General features: G+C 40.1%; 12 protein-coding genes. 2 read left to right on the top strand and 10 right to left on the bottom strand.

The genetic code is table 11. The features are described 5' to 3' along the window. Positions 1-70: 70 nt before the first annotated feature. The 7 genes from EOD41_RS10135 to EOD41_RS10165 form a co-directional block, all read right to left on the bottom strand. Positions 71-3121 (bottom strand): SusC/RagA family TonB-linked outer membrane protein, encoded by a 3051-nt coding sequence (locus tag EOD41_RS10135; protein ID WP_127704695.1) that lies wholly within the window; start codon positions 3119-3121, stop codon positions 71-73. Positions 3122-3162: 41 nt separating this feature from the next. Continuing rightward, positions 3163-4923 carry a RagB/SusD family nutrient uptake outer membrane protein gene (locus EOD41_RS10140; protein WP_240663323.1) on the bottom strand — a complete coding sequence of 587 codons (1761 nt, stop codon included), beginning with the start codon at positions 4921-4923 and terminating at the stop codon, positions 3163-3165. A 4-nt stretch (positions 4924-4927) separates the two neighbouring features. Next, positions 4928-7963 (bottom strand): SusC/RagA family TonB-linked outer membrane protein, encoded by a 3036-nt coding sequence (locus tag EOD41_RS10145; protein ID WP_164849915.1) that lies wholly within the window; start codon positions 7961-7963, stop codon positions 4928-4930. A gap of 101 nt (positions 7964-8064) precedes the next feature. Next, positions 8065-9165: a glycoside hydrolase family 43 protein gene (locus EOD41_RS10150; protein WP_127704697.1), complete on the bottom strand. Its 1101-nt coding sequence runs from the start codon at positions 9163-9165 to the stop codon at positions 8065-8067. Between the two features lie 20 nt (positions 9166-9185). Then, on the bottom strand, positions 9186-10196 hold the full coding sequence (locus EOD41_RS10155) for a DUF4961 domain-containing protein (protein ID WP_127704698.1): 1011 nt from the start codon (positions 10194-10196) through the stop codon (positions 9186-9188). A 9-nt stretch (positions 10197-10205) separates the two neighbouring features. Next, the gene (locus tag EOD41_RS10160) at positions 10206-10661 is read right to left on the bottom strand and encodes a DUF5004 domain-containing protein (protein WP_127704699.1); all 456 of its coding nucleotides are present in this window, start codon (positions 10659-10661) and stop codon (positions 10206-10208) included. A 6-nt stretch (positions 10662-10667) separates the two neighbouring features. Continuing rightward, positions 10668-12452 carry a RagB/SusD family nutrient uptake outer membrane protein gene (locus EOD41_RS10165; protein WP_127704700.1) on the bottom strand — a complete coding sequence of 595 codons (1785 nt, stop codon included), beginning with the start codon at positions 12450-12452 and terminating at the stop codon, positions 10668-10670. Between the two features lie 75 nt (positions 12453-12527). On the opposite strand from EOD41_RS10165, the gene EOD41_RS10170 reads away from it, so the two are divergent. Continuing rightward, a complete protein-coding gene (locus EOD41_RS10170; RefSeq protein ID WP_127704701.1) occupies positions 12528-12803 on the top strand; it encodes a hypothetical protein in 276 nt (91 codons plus the stop codon). Between the two features lie 283 nt (positions 12804-13086). Here the strand turns inward: EOD41_RS10170 and EOD41_RS10175 are convergent, their stop codons facing one another. Both EOD41_RS10175 and EOD41_RS10180 read right to left on the bottom strand, forming a co-directional pair. Then, on the bottom strand, positions 13087-15234 hold the full coding sequence (locus EOD41_RS10175) for a glycoside hydrolase family 31 protein (protein WP_127704702.1): 2148 nt from the start codon (positions 15232-15234) through the stop codon (positions 13087-13089). After that, positions 15234-15995, bottom strand: a complete 762-nt coding sequence (locus EOD41_RS10180; RefSeq protein ID WP_205780527.1) for an SGNH/GDSL hydrolase family protein — start codon at positions 15993-15995, stop codon at positions 15234-15236. The genes EOD41_RS10175 and EOD41_RS10180 overlap by 1 nt, the downstream gene beginning before the upstream one ends. Positions 15996-16434: 439 nt before the next feature. Between EOD41_RS10180 and EOD41_RS10185 the strand changes: the two genes are divergently transcribed. After that, the gene (locus EOD41_RS10185; protein WP_127704703.1) at positions 16435-20373 is read left to right on the top strand and encodes a hybrid sensor histidine kinase/response regulator transcription factor; all 3939 of its coding nucleotides are present in this window, start codon (positions 16435-16437) and stop codon (positions 20371-20373) included. A 106-nt stretch (positions 20374-20479) separates the two neighbouring features. On the opposite strand, the gene EOD41_RS10190 is transcribed toward EOD41_RS10185, so the two are convergent. Beyond that, positions 20480-22132, bottom strand: coding sequence for an RICIN domain-containing protein (locus EOD41_RS10190; protein ID WP_127704704.1), 1653 nt, complete (start codon positions 22130-22132; stop codon positions 20480-20482). Between the last annotated feature and the right edge of the window lie 4 nt (positions 22133-22136).

Genomic DNA, 22136 nt, shown 5'->3' on the forward strand with positions numbered 1-22136 from the left:
TTATGATTGTTATTCTTGTTTAATAGTAGTTTAAGACAATTGAACTTTTCCTTTCTTATAGAGATTTATGCTAAAATCCAAGCTGTACTCCAAGGTTTACAACCCGTTGGTTTAAATATGAATCCCCAACTGAGTTACTTGCCACTTCTGGGTCCTGCTGATAAAGTGAATAGTTTGTCCAGGTCAACAGGTTATAGCCACTTAAATAAATCCGAGCGTTATCAATTTTAAAAGGCAGTAACTTTTCTGGAAGGGAATAACTTAACTCGACAGTTTTAAGCCTTATAAATTGCGCATCTATAAGCCAAAAGTCTGACGGGTAAGCAGATGGGCTATTAATAGTATTCCTGATAGTGGTCAACCTGGGAAACTGTGCAATATCACTTGTTTGTGGCGTCCATCTTTGCTGATGGATAGGCTGTAACTGGCTTTGGAAAGGTTCAATTGCCTGGTTAGTTAAGATAAGGCTGTAATTTAATGAGCCCTGGATTAAGATGTTTGCATCAAAACCTTTGTAATGCACACCTATTGGTAATCCAAAGGTTAGATTTTGCAAATTTGGTTTGCCAATAGCGCCTTTATCCTTTTGGTCAATAATATTATCTCCATTTAAATCAGCATATTTTAAATCGCCCGGTTTGGCCTGCCCGGTAGCGGGTTTAGGGCTGTTGGCTACATCTGCCTCGTCCTTATAAAAACCTATCCAGGTATATCCAAACGGCTGACCAAGCGGACGGCCTGTTTCCAATAACCGGGGATAATCAGGCGCGGGCTCGTCAAAATATAAAATTTTGTTCTTGGCGTATGAAAATACAACACCCACATTATACTGCACAGCATGTATAGCCCCATTGTAAGTAATAGTTCCGTCAAAACCACGGTTAAGTACCTTGCCCAGGTTCTCTTTAGGTAATCCTACACCTAATGCTTCTGATACCGATTTACGGTCAACCAACTGATCGTATCTTACGTTGCGAAAGTAATCGGCAGTGAGGGTGATTTTATCATTAAATGCGTTCAAATCGATACCGATATCCATTTGACGCTGCTTTTCCCACGTAACGAAAGAATTGCCAAGGGCACCTTCAAGGATACCTACAAAATCAACACTGCTTTCGCCAAATTTATAGCTGCCACCACGGCTGTAAGTTTGCTGATACAGGTATTTGTTACCCGGCGTAGCGTCTGAACCAACCAAGCCGTATGAACCCCGTATCTTTAAAAGGCTTACAAATTTTATATTGTTTTTAAAGAATTTTTCCCTTGAGATATTCCAACCTGTTGATACAGCAGGAAATAAACCAAAATGTTTGGCAAACCTGTCTGAACCGTTGTAAGCAACGTTAACGTCAAACAGATACTTTTGGTCAAATTCGTAACCTACACGCCCGCTATAACCAAGGTAGTTAGTAGGCAGGTCCGATTTATTATTCTGGCTGTTCCTGTTATATAGCAACAACGAGTAAACATGGTTTTTACCGAAAGTACGGTCGTAATTGATAAAGCCCTGCAGGTTAACTGATTTGTATGAATTACTGTTACCCGCACGCAAAAAAAACTGAGAAAGCACAAATGGGCCACCTGGTGGGCGCACGTAAGATTCGGCTCTTGAACCTGTTGCTGGTGTGTAAAGGTAAACAGGAATATTTGTTTCGCGAGTTAAACCGCGATATATGTCAGAAGTGCTTGCGTAAGAAACACGTACTTTAGCCGATAAACCTGATGTTATAACATCCAGCTTTTGATTTGCTTCGAGCAAAATATTAAAATCTGTTCTTCTTGTTCGGTTATAACCCTGCGTAGCTAAACGGCTGTTAATGGTGGGCAAATAATTGGTAGAATACCTGTTGTAAGCATAACTTCCGTTTGGATTGAGAAAAGGTGCGCCATATGGCGTAGTACGCTCATAGTTATAAATCTCTCCTAACAAGTTACTCGCGGCGTACGGCTCATTAATCTCCCCAAATCTGCCGGTAAGGTCAACCCTGAATGTAAGAGTTTTGGTTGCCTGCAAGTCAAGGTTTGTACGAAAATTGTATCGTTTATAAAAATAATTACTGTTTACTTCGCTTCTTTCCGTTGCAAAATCTTTAACAGCACCGTCTTGTGTAAAGGCCCCTCCCGATATAAAATATTTAGCTCGGGGTGTACCGCCGGATATGTCAATATTAGCATTTGACTGGCTGGCCCTGGGCTTAAATATTTCATTATACCAATTTACGTCAGGATGGCCAAACTCGTCGGCGCCGCTTTTAAACAGATCGAGATCATTTTGCGAAAATTGGGCAGGGAAACCATCATTACTTAACGCCTCGTTGCGTAGGACAGCCGTATTGTACGAATCTAAAAACACTGGTTTTTTTATCGGTGTTTGCAATCCTGTTTCTACGCGTATTGTTACTTTCGGGTCGCCAATAGTGCCCCTGCGGGTTCGTACTACCAACACACCATTTGCCCCTTTAATACCGTAAATTGCAGTGGTAGACGCATCCTTCAGTATTGATATGTTTTCAATTTCGTTTACATTAATTTGCGACAACTGCTCGTAGGTATACTCAATATCATCCACCACTATCAGCGGGCGGTTACCGTCGGCGTTAAGCGAGCTTACGCCACGTATAAAAAAGTCTGAAGCATCTTTACCCGGCTGGCCCGAACGCTGCTGTGAGAAAAATCCGGGAACACGTCCGGCAAGTGTGTTTTGAACACTTGAAGTTGGTATATTTCTGATCTTATCAGCAGATATGGTACTTACTGCGCCCGTATTGGTAATACGTGTACGAGTACCATAGCCCACAACCACAACTTCATCAAGCCCCTGGGCACTGGTTTGTAATTTAACTTCTATAGATGAAGTGGTGTTGGCAACTTTTATCTCACGTGTTACATATCCAACAGCACGAAACACAAGCACATTAGAATTTCCTTTTAAAATAATTTTGAATTTCCCTTCCGCGTCAGTACTCACACCGTTCGTGGGCAGTCCTTTTTCAATTACGGTAACGCCCGGTAGTGATCCTGAAGCGTCTTTTACTACCCCGGTAACCGCAGCTTGTTGTGAATAAGCAACTATCGGGATAAAAAATATAACAATCTGTACTAAACGTATTAATTTTCTCATAATTGGTTGAGCCATATTTATAATTGCGACAGGTATTTTATTTACCATCCCGGATTTTGAATAAGGTTTTTGTTTTTATCCCTTTCAGCTTGGGAAATCGGGTACAGGTACATTTTCGTTTCGAAGAACGGCTTCAGTACTTCAACTTTAGTTCCGTTGATACTGCCAACAACTTCAGACCTTGTGATCCTTAAGCCGTGAAGCGGATTTTTAGCCAGATCGGCAGCAATTTTCCAGCGTCGTATATCCCAGTAACGGTGTTCTTCAAAGGCAAGCTCAACACGACGCTCATTTCGAATAATTTCACGCATCGCATCCTTACTAAGGCCGGCGGGTATACCATAATCGCCTGACCCTGGTGATATCCCTGCTCTTTTGCGAATGGCATATAGGGCATTATATACGTTGGGTGTTGGTCCCGAAAATTCATTTTCAGCTTCGGCATAATTCAAATACACTTCGGCCAATCTGAACATCACAAAATTTCGTGGATGTGCCGAGTAAACTGTTTGATTTTTAAAATGCCCCATGAATTTACGCAGGTAATAGCTTGTTTTAGTTTGCACTTTGCTGCCGCCAGGTTTATTACGACCACCTTCGAAAGTTTCAATAGTGGTACTTAACCACCTTGAACCCTCATGCAATATTGTTGAGTCAAGCCTTGGATCGCGGTTAACGTAAGGATTGTTTGGGTTGTAGCCTGAGGTAGGGTCGGTAATTGGTTTACCATTCTTCATGGTAAAGCAATCAACAAATTCTTGCGTTGGGCTGGTGCGGCTGTTGCCTGTGGCATTACCGGTAAAGCCTATAGGACCGTTTGCAGTTTCATAAGCCGTACTATACCCATTATTACGGGCGAAAATAACTTCATTATTATTGGCTACTATAAAGGTATTTACCAAGTCGCTCTGTAAGTTAAATACGTTTAGCGCAACTATATCTGCCGCCGCGTCGGCAGCACGTTTCCATCTTGATGCCTGTTCGCTTTCATAACCCGCCACCAAGCGCTGCTCGGCATTCTGGCCAATATTACCACCGTTGTATAATTGGCTGGCAGCGTATAACAACACGCGCGCCTTTAAAGCCATTGCGGTACCACGTGTTACGCGGCCGAAATTTGAGTTATCTATCGGGTCGTATCGTAAGCTGTCTTTTGCAGCATCACATTCTTTAACAATATATTCAACACAATCAGAAAAGGAGTTGCGGGGCAACAACACATCATCAGTAATTTGCCTTACCTCGTCGCCTACTATTGGCACCCCACCCCACCGTTTTACTAATTCAAAGTAAAATAAGGCTCTTAGAAATCTTGCTTCCGCTTTCCAGGCCGATCGTAATGGCCGGTTTCCTGATATGGTTCCGGCAAGCGGCACTTTATCAATGTTTGCCATAAAAATATTTGCCTTACGAATGGCCCTGTAACTTCCTGCCCATATGTCAGTACTTGATTCCAAATTACGGAATGGTGTTATACCGGTACCAGTAGCTATTTGCTCAACAGACGTAGCAGAAGGGTATGATGATACGGCATCATCGGTAGCGGCATCTAAAAAATCACTTCCTGGTTCGGTAGAGGTAAAAGAAAACACCCTATTTCCACCGTTAGGTATTTCGCTATAAATATCATTTAGTACACGAGAGGCATTTACACCTGCAGAATCTTGCGTATCCCAAACATAATCGGGCGATAACTGCTCTAACGGCTCCGCTTCAAGACTTTTTTTGCATGAAGTACTGAAAACAGAAAGGAACGCAATTAATGAGAATAAGTATAAAAAGGTATTTTTCATGCTGTTCATTACGTTATAATTTAATGTTAACACCGGTATTGAATACCCTTTGGATAGGATACACGGCACCATTTAGCTCAGGGTCTATGCTATCGTTACCTGAAAATGTATATAGGTTCAAACCGTTTACAAATACCCGCAATCCTGTGATGCCAATGCGACTGACAAGCTTGTTTGGAAAATTGTAGCCTATATCCACATTCTTTATGCGGAAGTAATTACCTGATTGCTGGTAAAACGTGCGCCCTATTACACCAAAACTTGGTGTGTTATTCAAGTTCGAACCAATAACCAGTCTTGGTAGCGTGGCAGTTTGTGCATTACTGGGTGTCCAGCGGCCTAACAAATCAGTGAAGCCTTGTCTGTTAGCATCTAACTGAAAATACTGGTTGATAACCCGGTTGCCTACACCTTGAAACAGTACGCTAAAGTCAAAACCTTTGTAGCTAAAACCCAGTGTAGTACCATAATACAATCGTGGCTTGCCGGTACCAATAGGCGTTTGATCGTAATCATTAATAACGCCGTTATTATCCAGATCGGCTAACTTTAAATCACCAGGTTTCAACGTATAACCTTCAATAGAAGGGCTGTTAGCGGCTTCTTCTTCTGTTTGTATAATACCGGTTGCTATAAAACCGAAATTCCTGCCAACTGCCTGGCCGGTACGGCGGTTAAAGTTGTTAACACGTTGAATCTCATCAGCAAAAATCACTTTTGATTGCTCCAAAGAGCCGTTGGCGGTGATGAAATAATTGAAATCGTTATGATGATTTTGATAGGTAACCGATAGCTCTGCCCCGGTATAAAGGTTAATGCCGACGTTTTCGCTTGGAAAAACTGCACCTATCAGTGATGAACTGGTTCCGCGTTGTTGCATCAGGTCAAAATACCTGTCGCGATAAAAATCAGCGCTGAACTGCAAGCTGTTGTTAAGTATATTCAGATCAATACCCACGTTAAGCTTGCGTGCTTTTTCCCATGTGGCACCTACGGTAACCAATGTTTGCTTTTCGCGTAGTCCGCCAACTGTTATCGGCGGGTTGTCTGAGCCAAAAAGGTATTCGTTACCGCTCTCATACGAAGTGCGGTAGGTGTAATAACCGATGTTAGCATTACCGGTTTGGCCATATGTAGCACGTAACTTTAATAAATTTATCCACGATGCATTATCTTTTATGAAATTCTCTTCAGATAGCTTCCATCCAAGTCCGGCTGCATAGAACAAGCCAAAACGTTTACCAGGCTCATAACGGTCGTACCCGCTGTAGTTCAGTGCTGCCTCAGCGTAATACTTGTCATTATAGTTATAGGTGGCTTTGCCGGCTATATTTGTGTAAGTACCCGGTAAGTCAAAATTTACGGTTGCGCGGCGCTGGTCGGCCATTAACATAACAGAGACGTTATTTAAGCCGAAAGACCTGTCTATACCTGTTGATAGTTGTGCATACCAAAACTGAGAGCTTGATACCAATGCAAAATTGTTTCCTTGATCTGTAGGATTACCGTACCTGTTGTAAATAGTATCGCCATTGGCAGTTATAATCTGCTCATATACGGATGAAGCTTTGCTCCTATCTGTTACAGAGCTTTCGCCGGTGGATAAATTACCCTTTACTTTAGCCCATAACCCTTTAACAAAATCGTCAAATTTATAGGTTAGGTCAAGGTTGACCATGACGTCACGAGTGTTGTCAATTTTATATCCTGATTGTGTTAACTGGCTAAATAAGTTTGTTTTAAAATCATTTGTGCCGCCATAACTTCCATCTTTATTGTAAATGGGGTAAGCGTTATTGGGTGTATTGTACAAACCGCTTAAAATAGTGCCGGTAGTGGCGCCCGGCTGATTACCAGTTTGTATGCGGCCAAACAATTGCAACGACACGTTAAACTTATTGCTAAGATCTACATCAACATTAGTGTTAATAGTATAGCGGCTAAACTCAGTATTGGTGTTGTAATTCTCTTTTTTATAGTCCTTAAACATACCCTGCTGATTAAGGTAGCCTAAAGACACCACGTAACGCGCCTTATTGCTACCGCCATCAACACTTAAATTGTATTTACGCATTGGCGAGCTTTTACGCAGTAAAGTGTTAAACCAGTTTACATCAGGATGACCTACCGGATCGCTGCCATTGCGGTAAGCATTAAAGTCTTCATCAGTATAAACCGGTGCACTGCCGTTGTTTTGAAGGGCTTCATTATATAAGTAGGCATATTGGTAGGCCGGCAGCGGTGTTGGTAACTTTAACGGCTGCTGTATAGCAGTTTGGGCTGTGAATGATATACGAGGCGGCCCTGCAACCGGCTTCTTAGTCGTAATCAACAATATACCTTTTGAACTGCGCTGGCCAAGCAATATGGTTGAAAGTGCATCTTTAAGCACAGATATCGATTCAATGTTTTCAAATTCTAATGATGAAAACTCGCGTTGTACACCGTCAATTACGGTTACAGGCCCGTTTTGTCCACGCAGCGTTAAATTAAACTCGTTGTTATCACTGGGCTCCGGCAAACCGGTAGAAGTAGGTATTGAACCAACGAACGTCCCAGTTAAAGCATCGGTTTGATTAACGCTTCGGTAGCCAGATGTCTGTGTAGCATACATACCCGGTAAACGACCCGCTAATGCATAAGGGAAAATTGTTGCCGGTACTGTAGTTATTTGATTTGTATAAATAGTGGCGATTGCGCCAAGGTTATTTCCGGCCGAGATTTTTCCATATAGTACATCTATCGTGTCGGGTTGTTTCAGGTAAGTTTTTACCAGCCGCACGCTAAGGCTATCCCCTTTTACCTTTTGCTTAACTACATTATAATCAGGATGGTTAAACAAGAGGCTATTACCCACAACTCCGTCGATAGTAAACTTTCCATCAGCGCCAGATACAGCCGTTGCAGAGGCATTATCAGTGTTAGTGATTTTTACACCTTTTATTTCACGGTCAAACTCATCAAAAACAATACCTTTAATTGTATCGGCAGCTGTGCTATATGGTTTTCGTTCGGAAATTTCAGCGCTGTAAGACTTGTGAACAAGCAAACAAAATGCTGTGGTGATTAGTACAGTATATCTTTTAAAGTAGCAATAAAACATAAATTCGGGTTTAATTATTGCGAAGGTTAATTTGGTTGTTTATGCTATTATTTTGACGGGCGCGATAACGAATCCGTACCAAGTGTCGTGCCTGCTGGCGTTCCGAAATTTGGGGTGCCATCACTATTCCACGAAAATTTTTGAATGCGTGGCGAACGTGTTGTACCACACCCCTGCCCCGGTAGTAAATTTGCATTATAAATAATCCAGTCTTCCTTACCATCGGCAGACTTAAAAAAGCCATTAAATGCAGGACCGTACGCATCGCGGGATGAGGAAAAAACAGGTAAAGAAGATTTTACCCAGTTAGATGCAATCATAGGATCGGCGCCGCTTTTAAGCGATAGCAGACCTAACGATATGTTATCTGTTTGGCATGGACCAGCCGTAAAAGATATAAATACATCACCTGCTGAATTTTTAATTACCTGAGGGTTTTGGTCAATAGCAACTCTGAAAGTTTTACCGTCCTCAATATATTGATCTCGCTCCCAGCTTTTGGTTGGATCTGATATTAATACCCTTCCGCCCTCAAGCGTATAAGGGTTTTTCATTTTAGCGATATATAATCCGCGTTCTATAGTAGTTTCAGAAGTTGGCGTTGTTTTAAAGCCCGACCATAGAAAGTAAAGTTGGCCGTCGTATTCCAATACCGAGCCGTCTGTAGCTACGAAGTCGGCAGCGGGATCAGCAACTTTTCCTTTAAATTCCCAGTTGCCGAGTAAAGGATCTATCGAATTGTTTTCAATTGCGTAAATACGCCTGTTAATGGGCTGCCCGTTATCTGCCGAAAAGTACACATACCACTTGCCGTCTAAAAAATGAATTTCGGGTTTTGATACATTGGTGTTAAAAGCAGAATCGGCAGGCGGTGTATAGATTGTTTTTGAATAAGCTTGGTCTAAGAATATCATTTCACGCAAACGTGACAATGTTAAGTAGTTAGATCCGGTGCTCATGTAATAGTAAAAACCGTCCTTAAACGTCACGTAAGGATCTAATGCCGATTTCTTTATGGGGTTGATAAACCTGGTTATTGTATCGGCGTTTTGATATTGAGCGTCAAGGTTTGGCGCATGTTCTTTAGCGCATCCGGCAAGGAGGACTGCACTGGTAAAAACTATATATATTCTTGTAAAATATTTCATTATAACTACTAATCGGTTTCTTAATTGCAAGGCGTGAATTTGTATACAAAAGGCTCTTCGCCACCTCGTTTGCCCGCTCTCTTTGAGCCATCTTTGTTGATCACCAGGTAGCGTATCTGTTTCAGATTTTCGTTTTTCGTCAAGGCGAAATATGTGCGGGGATATATCACCAGCCTATACTCATCATTAGCTATCAACTTTAATTTTGAAGCATCGTCACCGCCGCATTTAGTAATAACCCTGTTATCAGTAGTTGTGGCCTCAAGGCACAAGTAAACATCGTTGATACCGGTTAGCTTTGTTGGCAGCAAATCATTATCAAAATCAAATGTTAGTAAGTCTTTATCGGATGCGGCTAATGGAGAGGCATTTGCCAATGGCTTCGTACAGAAATCAATAAAGTCACCGGTGCCGCCAATTACATCAAAACAGCTGGTGCTTAGATACACTTTGCTATCATCACCTCCCTGACCTGCACCTGCACCATTGTATGTTGCAAAGTAGGCAAACTTAGTAGAAAGCGCCTGCGGGCCTACTTTGGTTTGTATAGTTATAGTTGGCTGAATTGACTGGCCCGACTTTAGCACGTACTGCTTATCACTTTTATAAACAATCCACTCATGGTCATCTATAAAATTGTTGCCGGCTCTGTAAATAGTTTTTAGATATTCCGGATAACTCAAATCCGGAAATGCCGAATTTGGAACTTTTACACTGTTATCCAGCAACACAAACCGGCCATTACCAATGGAGCTTGTATATGATATTGTTGTGTTGTTTCCTCTTGTGGCGTTCCAGCTCCTTGGTACTAAAAAACCCACGTACAGGTTAGTCGGATCGATATCACCCAAAGCATTGGAGGTAATGTTTACCTTAAATTTCAGGGTAATCATCTCGCCCGCCCTTGCACTTTCAGGTTCTTCGACTGTCGTGATCGCATCAATACATGATTGTATGATTAAAATACTCAACACACTAAAAATAGCGGCCACGTATTTTACAGACTTATGTATTTTGATATTTCCTTTCATTCCTGTTTATTATTTGACCTTTTTAAATGTGTACTGATACGTGTTTTGATTAACTCCTTCGCAGCCCAATGCGAAACTCAGGCCCATTTGATAACCTGCCCCCACTATCGGAAATGCAAGCTGGGATGATACCGGCAGATTGGTATCAGAAGGTGTCAAAGTCATGGAAAACGGGTACTGCGGGTCGTTAAACGCCCACTTGCCGGGAGCATACGTTAAAAAAGGATATTCGCCGACCAGTGTGTAAGTGTTATCGCTTTTAAAATTTATACGGAAGTTGCTGAAATCGGCATAATCTGTAATATCGACACCGTTCTGCGTAATCTTAACAATTGCCCACTCGCCGCTGATGTCCTTTTTGGGCTCAACTAAATCAAGTTTACTGCTCCTGCATGACGCCATCAGGCATAACATTGCTAAGTAAAATGCCAACGCTGCATTTTTTTTTAAGTATATATTTTTCATATTTAATTAATATCCGGGATTTTGCACAAGGCCACCTGGTTTAGAAATCTCGTGTTGTGGGAATGCCCATAAATACGTTTTGGGATTAAAAGTATGTTGACGGACAGAAAAAAGCTGATAAGTGTAAGTCCCATTGGCCTGTTGCTGCACCTGCATGCCACTCATTAATTTGCTTTCTGTTTGAGGCGCAATTTTCCAGCGCCTTACGTCCCAAAAGCGGTGTTCTTCAAAAGCAAGCTCAATTCTACGCTCGTGTTGTATAGCTGCGCGCATTTCTTGCTGCGTCATGTTGGGCTTTAAACCATAATTACCATCACTACCGGCAATAATACCTGCACGTTCACGTATGTCTTTCAGTTTTTGCAATACATCTGCACTTGGTCCGTCGGCTTCATTTTTAGCCTCCGCCCAGTTTAACAAGATCTCTGCATAGCGTATAAGCGGGTAAGCGCGTTCGCCGTAGCTGAACAAATAATTAGCGTCAGTTGAATCGCGTAGCATTTTATTTGTATAATAACCTGTTGAAGTACCAAGTCCTATCCTGTCAAGCGTTGGAGAACTAAAATATATCTGGACAGGCTGTAAAGAAAAACCGGAACCTACATAAAGCGCCTTTGGCGTTAAATTATGGATAACAGTATAGTTAAGCCTTGGATCGCGGTTAACATAAGGGTCACTAGCTTTATATCCCGACGTTGGGTCGGTAATGTCTTTGCCATTAATCATTGGGAAGGCATCTACCATTTGCTGATATGGATAAGTTCCCTGCATGTTGGCAATACCTCTGCGGGTTGGTGGCGACCAGTCTTCCTCTATACTTTGGCCAACAACTGTTCTGAAAAATATTAATTCATTACTCAGCTTATTAGTAAATGTTCTGTAGAAGCCGGCGCCCGGCGGCGCGTCTGTACCTTCAGTAGTATTTAACGCATAACCCATTTTCATTACGCTATCGGCCGCCGCAAGCGCAAGTCTCCAGCGGGCTTTAGCTTGATCGCTTGATGGTTTTGGATAATAACCAACCAGCGCTTTATTTTCACCCGCCATCATATCAACAGGTGTTTGTCCGGGTATTGAACCATCATCGTTGTACAATGGGCTGGCCGCATAAAGCAATACACGGGATTTAAGTCCCTGGCAGGCGCCGGTAGTGACACGGCCAAAATCAAGGCTGTTGTATTGTCTGCTTAATAGGGCTTTTGCCTGATCGCATTGGCTAACTATATAGTTAACAGTTTGTTCAAACGTTGCGCGTTTGGTTGATATGGGCTGGTTACGCTGATAAATCGTGTCCCCCACAATTGGCACACCGCCATAATGTTTAAGCAATAAAAAATAATACCATCCCCTTAAGAATATAGCCTCGCCTTTTACCCTGCTGCGTTGTGACACTGAAAATTTAGCAGTATCTATATGTGCTACCAGCTGGTTAACCGCACGTACATATTGGTAGCAGGTTTTGTAAACATCGTCTTTTATAGTGCTGGGATTCACCGTGCCGTTAACAAACTGCAGGTAAGTGTTATCCGATAAGTTTACCGGGCCTTCAGCTTCATCAGTAGCTGCGGCCATGCCTGTACGTGCACCGCCGTCACTAAAACGCCTTGAACTAAAACTGAAATCGACACCATTATAAATATTTGCCAAAAAATCCATCGTACGTGCGCTGTCAGCAAAAACTGTGGCCTCGTTAAGGTCGGTAACAGCAACAGCATCTAAAAAACTTTGCTTTTTACATGATACAGTCACTAAAGCTATACATGCAGCTATAAAACAGAATGCTTTATTCATTTATATAAAGTAATTGTTAGTACTTAATCAGAAGCGTACAGCGTTATTTGAAATGCGCCGTCAACGAGTTTATATATGTTTAATGCCGGTAAAAATGGCACCGGGTTTAAGGTTTACGGTTATAGTATAAATTTCTTAGGAATACCAAAAAGTGTTTCACCCACCTGTACACTGCATGACAGCGACAATTCTACTATGCGATCGTCATTAATTTTAACCGTAGCATCTATTGTTTTCGACAAAGATTTTTTCGAACAACTTTGCGAAATAGCCAGCAATGCCACCAGCGTTGCTGCAACTGCCAAGCGAACTAAAAAAGATATATTCTTTGAAGAAAATGATGGCAGATAACTCTCAGTAGAATAAAATCCATTAAAAATTCTCATTTAGATTAATTGGTTGTAATCGGTTATTTATCGTTTGGCTTTTATATATAACTGGCAATGCTTTTTCATTGAAATTTTAAACAACACTGCTGGTTTTATATAATCCAATTCGGAATAATAATTGATATTAAATTGGTTTCAAAGGAACAGTTAAAGGCCGGATAAGAGGGAAACTAATTAGCTCATTTTAGATACAAATAATATCAATAACATCATTTCTTTAGCTTAAACACGGATAAAGTTCCATACTACTTAATAAAAATTGTTTTGATCACATTAAACCTTTTCGATTTAAATTTCCCGTTTCTTGTTACCATTATTTTGCCATTTTCGGCCCTTAATTCTACGATATTCATTTTACCATTTAGATAGTCAAAGGTTGTTCCGTCGTCTTCAAACAGATAAGATTTTGTTTTGCCGCTTCCATATACATAACAGGTAAGGTCAAATTGGGTGTCATTACTAATGAAGTCCACGGGCCTTGCCATTGGTAAAATCGTTTCAGCCTTTACAAAAAGAGGTAACTTGTCATATTCAAACTTAAGCGTGTACTCTTTGCCACCAATTAACTTTTCATTAGTGTTAAAGTTGTACCAAACACCTTTAGGGAGATAAACTTTTCTGGTTTCTGCATTGCCACTAAACGGTGCTGCTAACAAACTTTCGCCAATCATATACTCGTCTGATAAATTGAAGACTTTTTCATCTTCAGGATAATCAACGATTAATGCCCTGAAGGGAGGGATACCTTTTGATTGATATTGATAAAATGCATTGTATAGGTATGGAATAAGGCTCATCCTGAATTTAAAAAGTGTTCGTATTACTTGTTCATTGGCTTCTTTATCTTCAAGTAACTCGCCTCTGTTATTTTTACCCTTATCAAATTGCAACCATGGCGGATACTGCAGGTACCAGCTATTAAACAACGCTTGCGCAGATAAAACCGCTGTCTGGCTCCGCATAACTAATTCTTTAAAGGAATTAGACTCCCTTACTTCCGGCGACCACAGCAATCCTGAAAAACCAGCGTTCGAAATCATTTCGATATATTGTTTGTGATCATAAGTATCACTGTAAAGCGCCACAGGATATGGTGACGCAAATGCATTTGAAGATCTTACATCCAGATATGTTCGTTGATTACCTTCTTTAAATAAATTATAGATGGTTTTTTGATATAGTAAGCCAAATAACTGGTGCATTTGTTCTCCATCTATACCTGATGGAAACTTGGTCATTTCCGGAAAACTCCATCGTGCATCACCTCTGCTCAAATCTGAGTTATCGCACTCGTCCATTTTAAAGCCACTTACACCAACACTTAAAAGGCTATCTTTGTGATGTTTAGCAAAAATGTCTCTTGTAGGTTTATCTACAAAATCCGGAACTAAACCATGAAATGCCATATAGTCTCCGGAGCGGTCGTATAACGGTTTATATAGTGGCGATTGATTTGATACGAATGCATGCTCCCACAAATTAACCTGTAGTCCCTTGGCATTAAGCTGGCTTACCATTTCTTTAGGATTTGGAAAGAAGGCTTTATCCCACACAAACGAACACGGATATGCTGCAGTTTGCCAGTGAGGTTCTAACCCGATAACGTTAACCGGGATATGTTTCTCTCTAAAATAGTCAACGGCATTTAATATATCGGTTTGTTTGAAATCGGCTTTTACCCTGTATTTAATCCCCAGCCCCCACATGGCTGGTAATGCCCCGCCACCTGCAAACAAGTTGTAACGTTGTATAGCCGTAAGCATATCAGGCCCCGAAAAAACGTATATCTCAATTCCCTTCGCCCCCTTAATATCTACTAATACGTTATTTCGTCCTGAAACTTTTGTTTGGTAAAGCTCTTCCACAGAAAGCTTAGTCTCTGCAGGGATATCAGTATCGATATTTTGCTTTCTCTTAGGTTGATTACTTCCGCAATAAAATGTTGTATACCTGGATGTATTTACTAAGATTGCATACCCCTTATTGGATACGTAAAATGGTAAAGGAGCATGTGTATAACCTAAGTTATTTAACGGGTAATCATTTACAATAGGCATTTTTCTGAGCCCGTTCTGATTAAAAGAGCCCACTTGCAATCCAAATCCATATAGTTGTTCTCCTTCACCCAGCGGTATGGCTATTTTGCAGCCGCGGCTGTCAACACTTACGTTAATATCACTGATATTGAAGGGTATATTTCCTTTGGACAATTGTTTCAGGGCATTTATATCAGCTTTTTCTTCTCTGAAACATTCAGGAGTATATTTTTCAATAACCCCTTCAGAAATTTTGTATACTCCATTTGCTGGTTCTTTAACGGAGGTTTGGGCAAAGCCCATTTTAAGTAACAAAACCGGCAGACAAAAAAGTACGCTAAAAACAATCCTATTCATTATTTAGTCTTTAGTACCTTATTAATTGCTTCTAAAACCAACGGTTTCATTACAGCATATCCTTCTACTGTTGGGTGTACCCCATCTTTCGTATATTCTTTTTTTAGGCCTCCTTTTTCGTCGGCCATAGCGGAATGATAATCTACGTAAGAAAAGTTATTCGCTGCCGCATACCTCTTTATCCAGCTGTTTAGTTCGATAATTTTTGGAGCGGGTTGCTTGCCGGGTGCCCAGGGAAAATCAATTGCTGGCAGCAACGAACATAAAATTACCTTTATCCCATTAGCTCTTGCTAATTCTGTCATAGACATTAAATTGTCTTCTATCATTTCTAAGGTTGACGGACCAGTATTGCCTGCTATATCATTTACACCTGCTAATATTACTACTGCTTTAGGTTTAAGATTAATTACATCGGCTCTAAAACGCACCAACATTTGTGGCGTAGTTTGCCCGCCAATGCCTCTGTTAATAAACGGATTGCTTTCAAAAAATCCAGGATCAGCTTCGTCCCATCCATCGGTAATCGAGTTACCCATAAACACAACTCTTGTCTTGCTATTACTCAAATCAATTTTAGCGTTATCAGCTCTGTATCTGTCCAGCCAAGCCCAATCGTTGTGATGCCTCTTTTCAATCATCTTTTGAAAATTTTCCCAAGCCTCTGCCTGTTTCTGTTCGTCGGTTTTCTCTTGCGCATTTGCTATTGGTAAATAAAACATGCCGAATAAGCAAATCGTTAAAAATTTTAGTCCTTTCATATTATTATTTTATTCTTTACAAAGCCCGGCTACTTTCACAAATCGTTTTATACATATTCAATTATCAGATATATCCCTTCACTGTCCCTCGCCTCCTATTTCTTGCTTATAATATTTGTCCTTGTATAAGAAGGTTATTCAACTGATAATTCTAAGTACAACCTCAATTTTCGTAACTATATTTGTATGTTTTTCAGCCTCAAAAAAACGTGTAATCAGACGCTGAGAGGGAAACCAATCATCTCATTTTTGATACAAAAAGCATCATTATTTACCATAGTATTTGGCATTGGGTTCTCTGATTAAAAAGCCTGAATGAATTCACCTTAATGATTGAATAAATACAGCCTGTATGCATATATTTGCTATACAATCACTGTGATATTACAGCTCACATGTATGCACAGTACGTATGTGATTAATTTTATAAACCACTGGATTGAAGCACTTCTGTTTATTTTTTGCAGGCCTACTTTTAGCAAAATTTGCAATTGGCCAAGAATATTCTTTTAAGCACTATAAAGCTGAGAATGGACTTTCCTATAATACAGTTTTTTGTAGTTTACAGGATAGCAAGGGTTTTATGTGGTTCGGCACACTTGACGGGTTAAATCGTTTTGATGGCAAAAACTTCAAAATATTCCGAAACATCTACAACAACTCCAAAACAATTGGCAATAACTTCATCAGTGCGTTGTATGAAGATAAAGCTGGAAATATGTGGGTAGGAACCCACAATGGCTTGTATTGCTATAAGTCCTTAACAGAAGAGTTCACACTGGTTACTCCAACTTACGGCAAATGGATAGGCAGTATAACAAGCGACAGTAAGGGCAATCTATGGTTTATTTCCGGAGGTTATTTGTGCAGATATAAGATGTCGGCAAACAGACTAACTATGATAATGCCTCCGGCTATACAAATGGCAACGCTTATTAGTAATAAGGAAGGTGAAATATGGTTTGCCACGAGTTTGGGGTTACTTGCCAGTTATAATGAAGAAAGAAATATTCTTTTAACATATGATGTATTTAAAAATTCGCCTAAAGTAGCTAACAAACAAATAACCAAAATTTGCGATGATGGAAACGGACATATTATTATAGGAACACGCTATCAGGGCGTAAAGATTTTTGACAAAAAAACGTTTACATATAGGGATGTTGTAACTGATAAGGGAGAGCCTTTAAACGTTTATACCAATGATATTTTAAAAATAGCTGATAACGAATTTTGGTTTGGCACTAATTCGGGAATTTTAATTTATAATATTAAAACTGGCGCCATCAACAACATAACAAAAGCCAATAACGATGTATTCTCCTTGTCAGACAATGTCGTTAATACATTTTGTAAAGATAACCAGGGCGGAATTTGGATTGGAACAAACTTTGGCGGTGTAGATTACTATAATAAAGCGAACGCCATTTTTGAAAGGTTTACTTATGCTGATAAAGAGTACCCTAACGGCAATGTTGTAGGACAAATATCTACGCGTGAGGGTGGTGGTTTGTGGGTTGGAACAGAGGATGAAGGATTGTACAAATTAGATACTAAAAGCCGTATTTTCACCCGCTATCCTATCCCTTATAAAAGCATTTCAGCAATTTTGCAGGTGGGTAATGAGTTATGGATAGGCCGTATCGAGAAGGGTTTAGATGTTATAGATGTAAGAACTAAAACGATATTACGCAGCTATAAACGAGGCACTGGTAAGCACGATTTAAACAGTAACCTGATAACTTTCCTATATAAAACCCGAAATGGCAAAATATACGCAGGTACATCTGGTGGTTTGTACTTGTACGATTTCACCATCAAACAATTTAACCGGGTAACAGCTTTACCTGATTTTTACACATCTTGTATTTTGGAGGATCACAATGGCAACTTGTGGATAGGTTGCTACATTTCGGGTGTTTATTATTTTGATACACACACAAATCAAGGGAAAGCCATGCCTATTGATTTTTCAAACACCGGGCGAAATAACAATACCGTAACAAGCATTTTAGAGGATAGCTACAATAATATATGGTTATCCAGCGAAAGTGGAGGAATAGGTAAATTTAACCCGCGAACCGGCAAGGCTGAAAAATTTACAATGGAGAATGGATTTCCTAGCAACAATACCTTTAAAATACTTGAAGATAAGCAAAAGACACTTTGGATATCAACATCAAAAGGTATAATCCAATTTAACCCACTTAATAAGAAGACACTTGTATTTACCAAATCAAATGGTTTGGTTAGCGATCAGTTCAATTACAATTCAGGTTATAAAGACAACACCGGTAACTTATATTTCGGCGGCACACAGGGAATGGTAAGCTTTAATCCAAGTAAGATATCTTACAACAATATATCGCCACCCTTGTATATAACAGGCATTCAAATAAACAACAAAGATGTAACGATAAGTGTAAATACACCTTTAACAAAATCAATAATTTATACTGATAAAGTCAAATTAAATTATAACCAATCAAACCTAAGTATTGATTTCGCGTCTCTCTCCTACCCATTATCCCACATGATAGCCTATCAATATAAATTAGAGGGAGTGGACAAAAAATGGAACCGTTTAGAATCAAATCGCAGAGTGTACTTCACTAATTTAGCTCCCGGAAGTTATACTTTTAGAATAAAAGCAGCCCTGCAGCATGACACACCGAATCAGACTGAGAAAACTTTAGAAATTATCATATCGCCGCCGTTTTGGAAAAGTACATGGGCTATAGCATTTTACATCTGCGTAACAGTCGGCTTAGCATACTACATTTTAAAAAACTATTTAAGAAAAATTGAAGCAGCTAATAAACGAAGGTTTGAACTGCTTGAAATAGAGAAAGATAAAAAGATATACGAATCAAAGATTGAGTTTTTCACAAACATAGCCCATGAGATACGTACCCCGCTAACTCTTATTACGGCCCCGTTAGAAAACATCCAAAACTCTGATGATCTTAACGAAATCCATTACAACGCCAAGCTGATGGATAAAAGTACAGTGAGGCTACTTAAGTTAACCAACCAGTTGTTAGACTTCAGAAAATCTGAACAAGAGGGGTTTAGATTAAACTTTGTAAAGGTAGATATCGCTCAACTGCTAAACGACATTTTTTCAAGGTTTAAACTTACAGCACTGCAAAGTCAACTTAAGTACACCATCAGCATACAAAAGCAGCCATTGATGATCTATGCTGATGCTGAAGCTGTTGATAAAATAATAAGCAACATCATAAGTAATGCTATAAAATACAGCGCAACTGTTGTACACGTATCATTAGCAAATAATGATGATTATGGGATTACGCTAGAAGTAGAAAATGACGGTTATGTAATACCCGCCAAATATAAAGATAAAATCTTTGAGCCTTTTTATCGCATTCCTGACACCGACAAGAAAGCGGGAAATGGTATAGGACTGGCGCTGGCACGATCATTAACAGAATTACATCACGGCAAACTGGTACTACATCCCGGAAATAGTAAAAACACTTTCAGCTTAACGCTACCAGTACATCAGGAAAATGAGTTCGACCTGGTAGAAAGTCCGCACGAGCCGAACGTATTTGATGCCTTACCGGAAGGCACAAAAACACGTCCTACAATTTTAGTAGTTGAGGACAACAAGGATTTAATGAGCTTTTTAGTGCATGACCTTGCCAGTGAATATGAGGTGTTAAACGCATCTAATGGCGAAGAAGCTATAAGTGTTCTGCAACAACATACGGTTCAACTGATAGTTAGTGATGTAATGATGCCAATTATGGATGGTATTGCTTTATGCAAATACTTAAAAACAAATATCGAATTAAGTCATATTCCACTTATATTACTTACTGCAAAAAGCACACTTCAGTCAAAAATTGAGGGACTGGAAACGGGCGCAGACGCCTATATGGAAAAGCCCTTTTCCACCTACCATTTAAAAGCACAAGTTGCCAGTTTATTATTTAACCGTTTACAACAGCAGCAGTTTTTTGCCAAAACGCCGTTAGCCGGAGTAGGCACTATGGCCCATTCAAAAGCTGACGAAATATTTTTAAATAACTTAAACAGTACGATACTTGCACACATGGCCGATCCTGACCTCGATATAGCTATGCTGGCAGACTTTATGAACATGAGCCGCGCCAACCTGTTCAGAAAAATAAAAGCTGTATGCAATCTTTCGCCGGGCGAAATGATAAATATCATTCGCTTAAAGAAAGCAGCCGAACTGATTCAGCAGAATAATAATAAGTTATATGAAATAGCTGATATGGTAGGGTTTAATTCTCGTATTGTGTTCACACGAAATTTCAACAAACAATTTGGCATGTCGCCATCCGAGTTTGTTAAGAGCCTTAAGAAAGAAAATAAAATCGCTTAATTTCTTAATCATAAAACTCTTCTAAATATTATAATTTCCATGTTATAGGCGTTAAATGCAAAAGCCTGACTAATGTAGTCAGGCTATATAATAAGTATTTTATTTGTTATAAACCGATAAGAGAATATGGTACTCTTACACCTTTAATTTGGTATTGCCGTGAATCAAGCTCGCCGTTAAGACAGTCATCACCAGTGCTACAACCACCAAAGTTAAGGCAATAAGTAAGTAGCAACTCCTTGTTTCCATTTTCAAACTCAGGGTGAATGGCTGCTGTGTAAAACCTGGCGATGTGACCACGATAACGGTCCTCAATAGTGAACACTTTTTTCTTCTGTGTAAAAGGTCCAGTGGGTGACGTAGACGTTGATATATAAATATTATGGTCAGGGTTGTCACAGCCATAACCGAAATCCATCTGCATCATAATGTATTTGCCGTTATGGTATGATATAGCAGTATTTGCATAAGCCGCCACATCCTCACCTTTTCCTACGAAATGCAACGCTTCTTTGGTGGTAGGTTTAGTTATTGGCTGTTTGTCAACCCAATTGCTTCCATCCCAAAAAGTCCACTTAAGCGGATCACTCTCCTTGAATCTGGCCACATAAATATATTTAACAACAAATACACCCATATTGCCATAAACATAAACATATCCATCACCTGGCTTAACCATACCTTCTGAGTAAACTACGTTTGCCTGATCCATTCCGGTTGGCAAATGCCTGTTAATTGTCCATCCGTTATTTGATTCACTTTGTACCATTTCATACAAAGCTTGATGCACAAGTTTTAGGCTTTTTAATTCGGCACCATACAAATATACCTTATTACCTACTTCAACTCCTACTCCCGGCCACGTTAAATCCGTTCCCGGCTGTGCATTAAAAACCTGGCGAGGCCTTCCGGCGGTGCTGTTGCTAATGGTTAGGTTATCCGTAAGTTCCGGATTCCAGCTACGGTTGGCAGGTTGTATCAAAACTGAGTTGTTGTATTGGAAAAAACCACACATCAGGTTACCATTATCTTTTAGACGTATACCGTCAAACGAATCTTCGGCTATCCATAAAACCTTGCCCGCGTTAGGTCCCCATGTTAGCGGAATGCTGTTACCCTGGTCAAACGCTACTGATCCCTGAGCCTTATTGGTTCGATGAAAGAAGTTCACTACGGCATCGTCGCGGTAGCTGTCGTTAGGCAGCACGTTGTAACCCCACTGTTGAGAGGCCTTCCCGGTATACGGCTCTAATAGGCTTGGGCCCGTCGTATTCCCTGTAATAGCTAATCCATTTAGCTTGCTTATTGCTTTGTAAATTTTATTATTTACCGGCGAAAGTTGCCACAATTGAGCGTCAGTGTTGTTAGAGGAATTTTGTATAACTACCTGCTTGCCATCAGCGTTGTAGGCTTGCAGCATTTTGCCGCTACCCAAATTCATTATTTTGTAAAAGCCATCGCCCACATACGTAATACGCCATTTTTGGTGTGAAGCATCATTATAGTCAGCCAGTTCAACAGTGCCACCGTTATCCAATGAAAATTTTGAAATCCGCGCACTTTTTCCGTTAATTGAGTTAATTACCTGGTAAGTAAAATATTCTCCCGGGGCCACGTTCGCTTTTAAACCGGATGAATTTGCAATGTTTGTTACGGGTGCCGCAGAGTTGTCCTGACTGTTTTTTGCTGGCTCAGTTTTTTGACATCCTTCGCCTATTATAATCAAAGTTGCGGCGTAAATAAATGTTTTAATTTTCATTTCT

Source organism: Mucilaginibacter limnophilus (assembly GCF_004005815.1).
Lineage (GTDB): Bacteria > Bacteroidota > Bacteroidia > Sphingobacteriales > Sphingobacteriaceae > Mucilaginibacter > Mucilaginibacter limnophilus.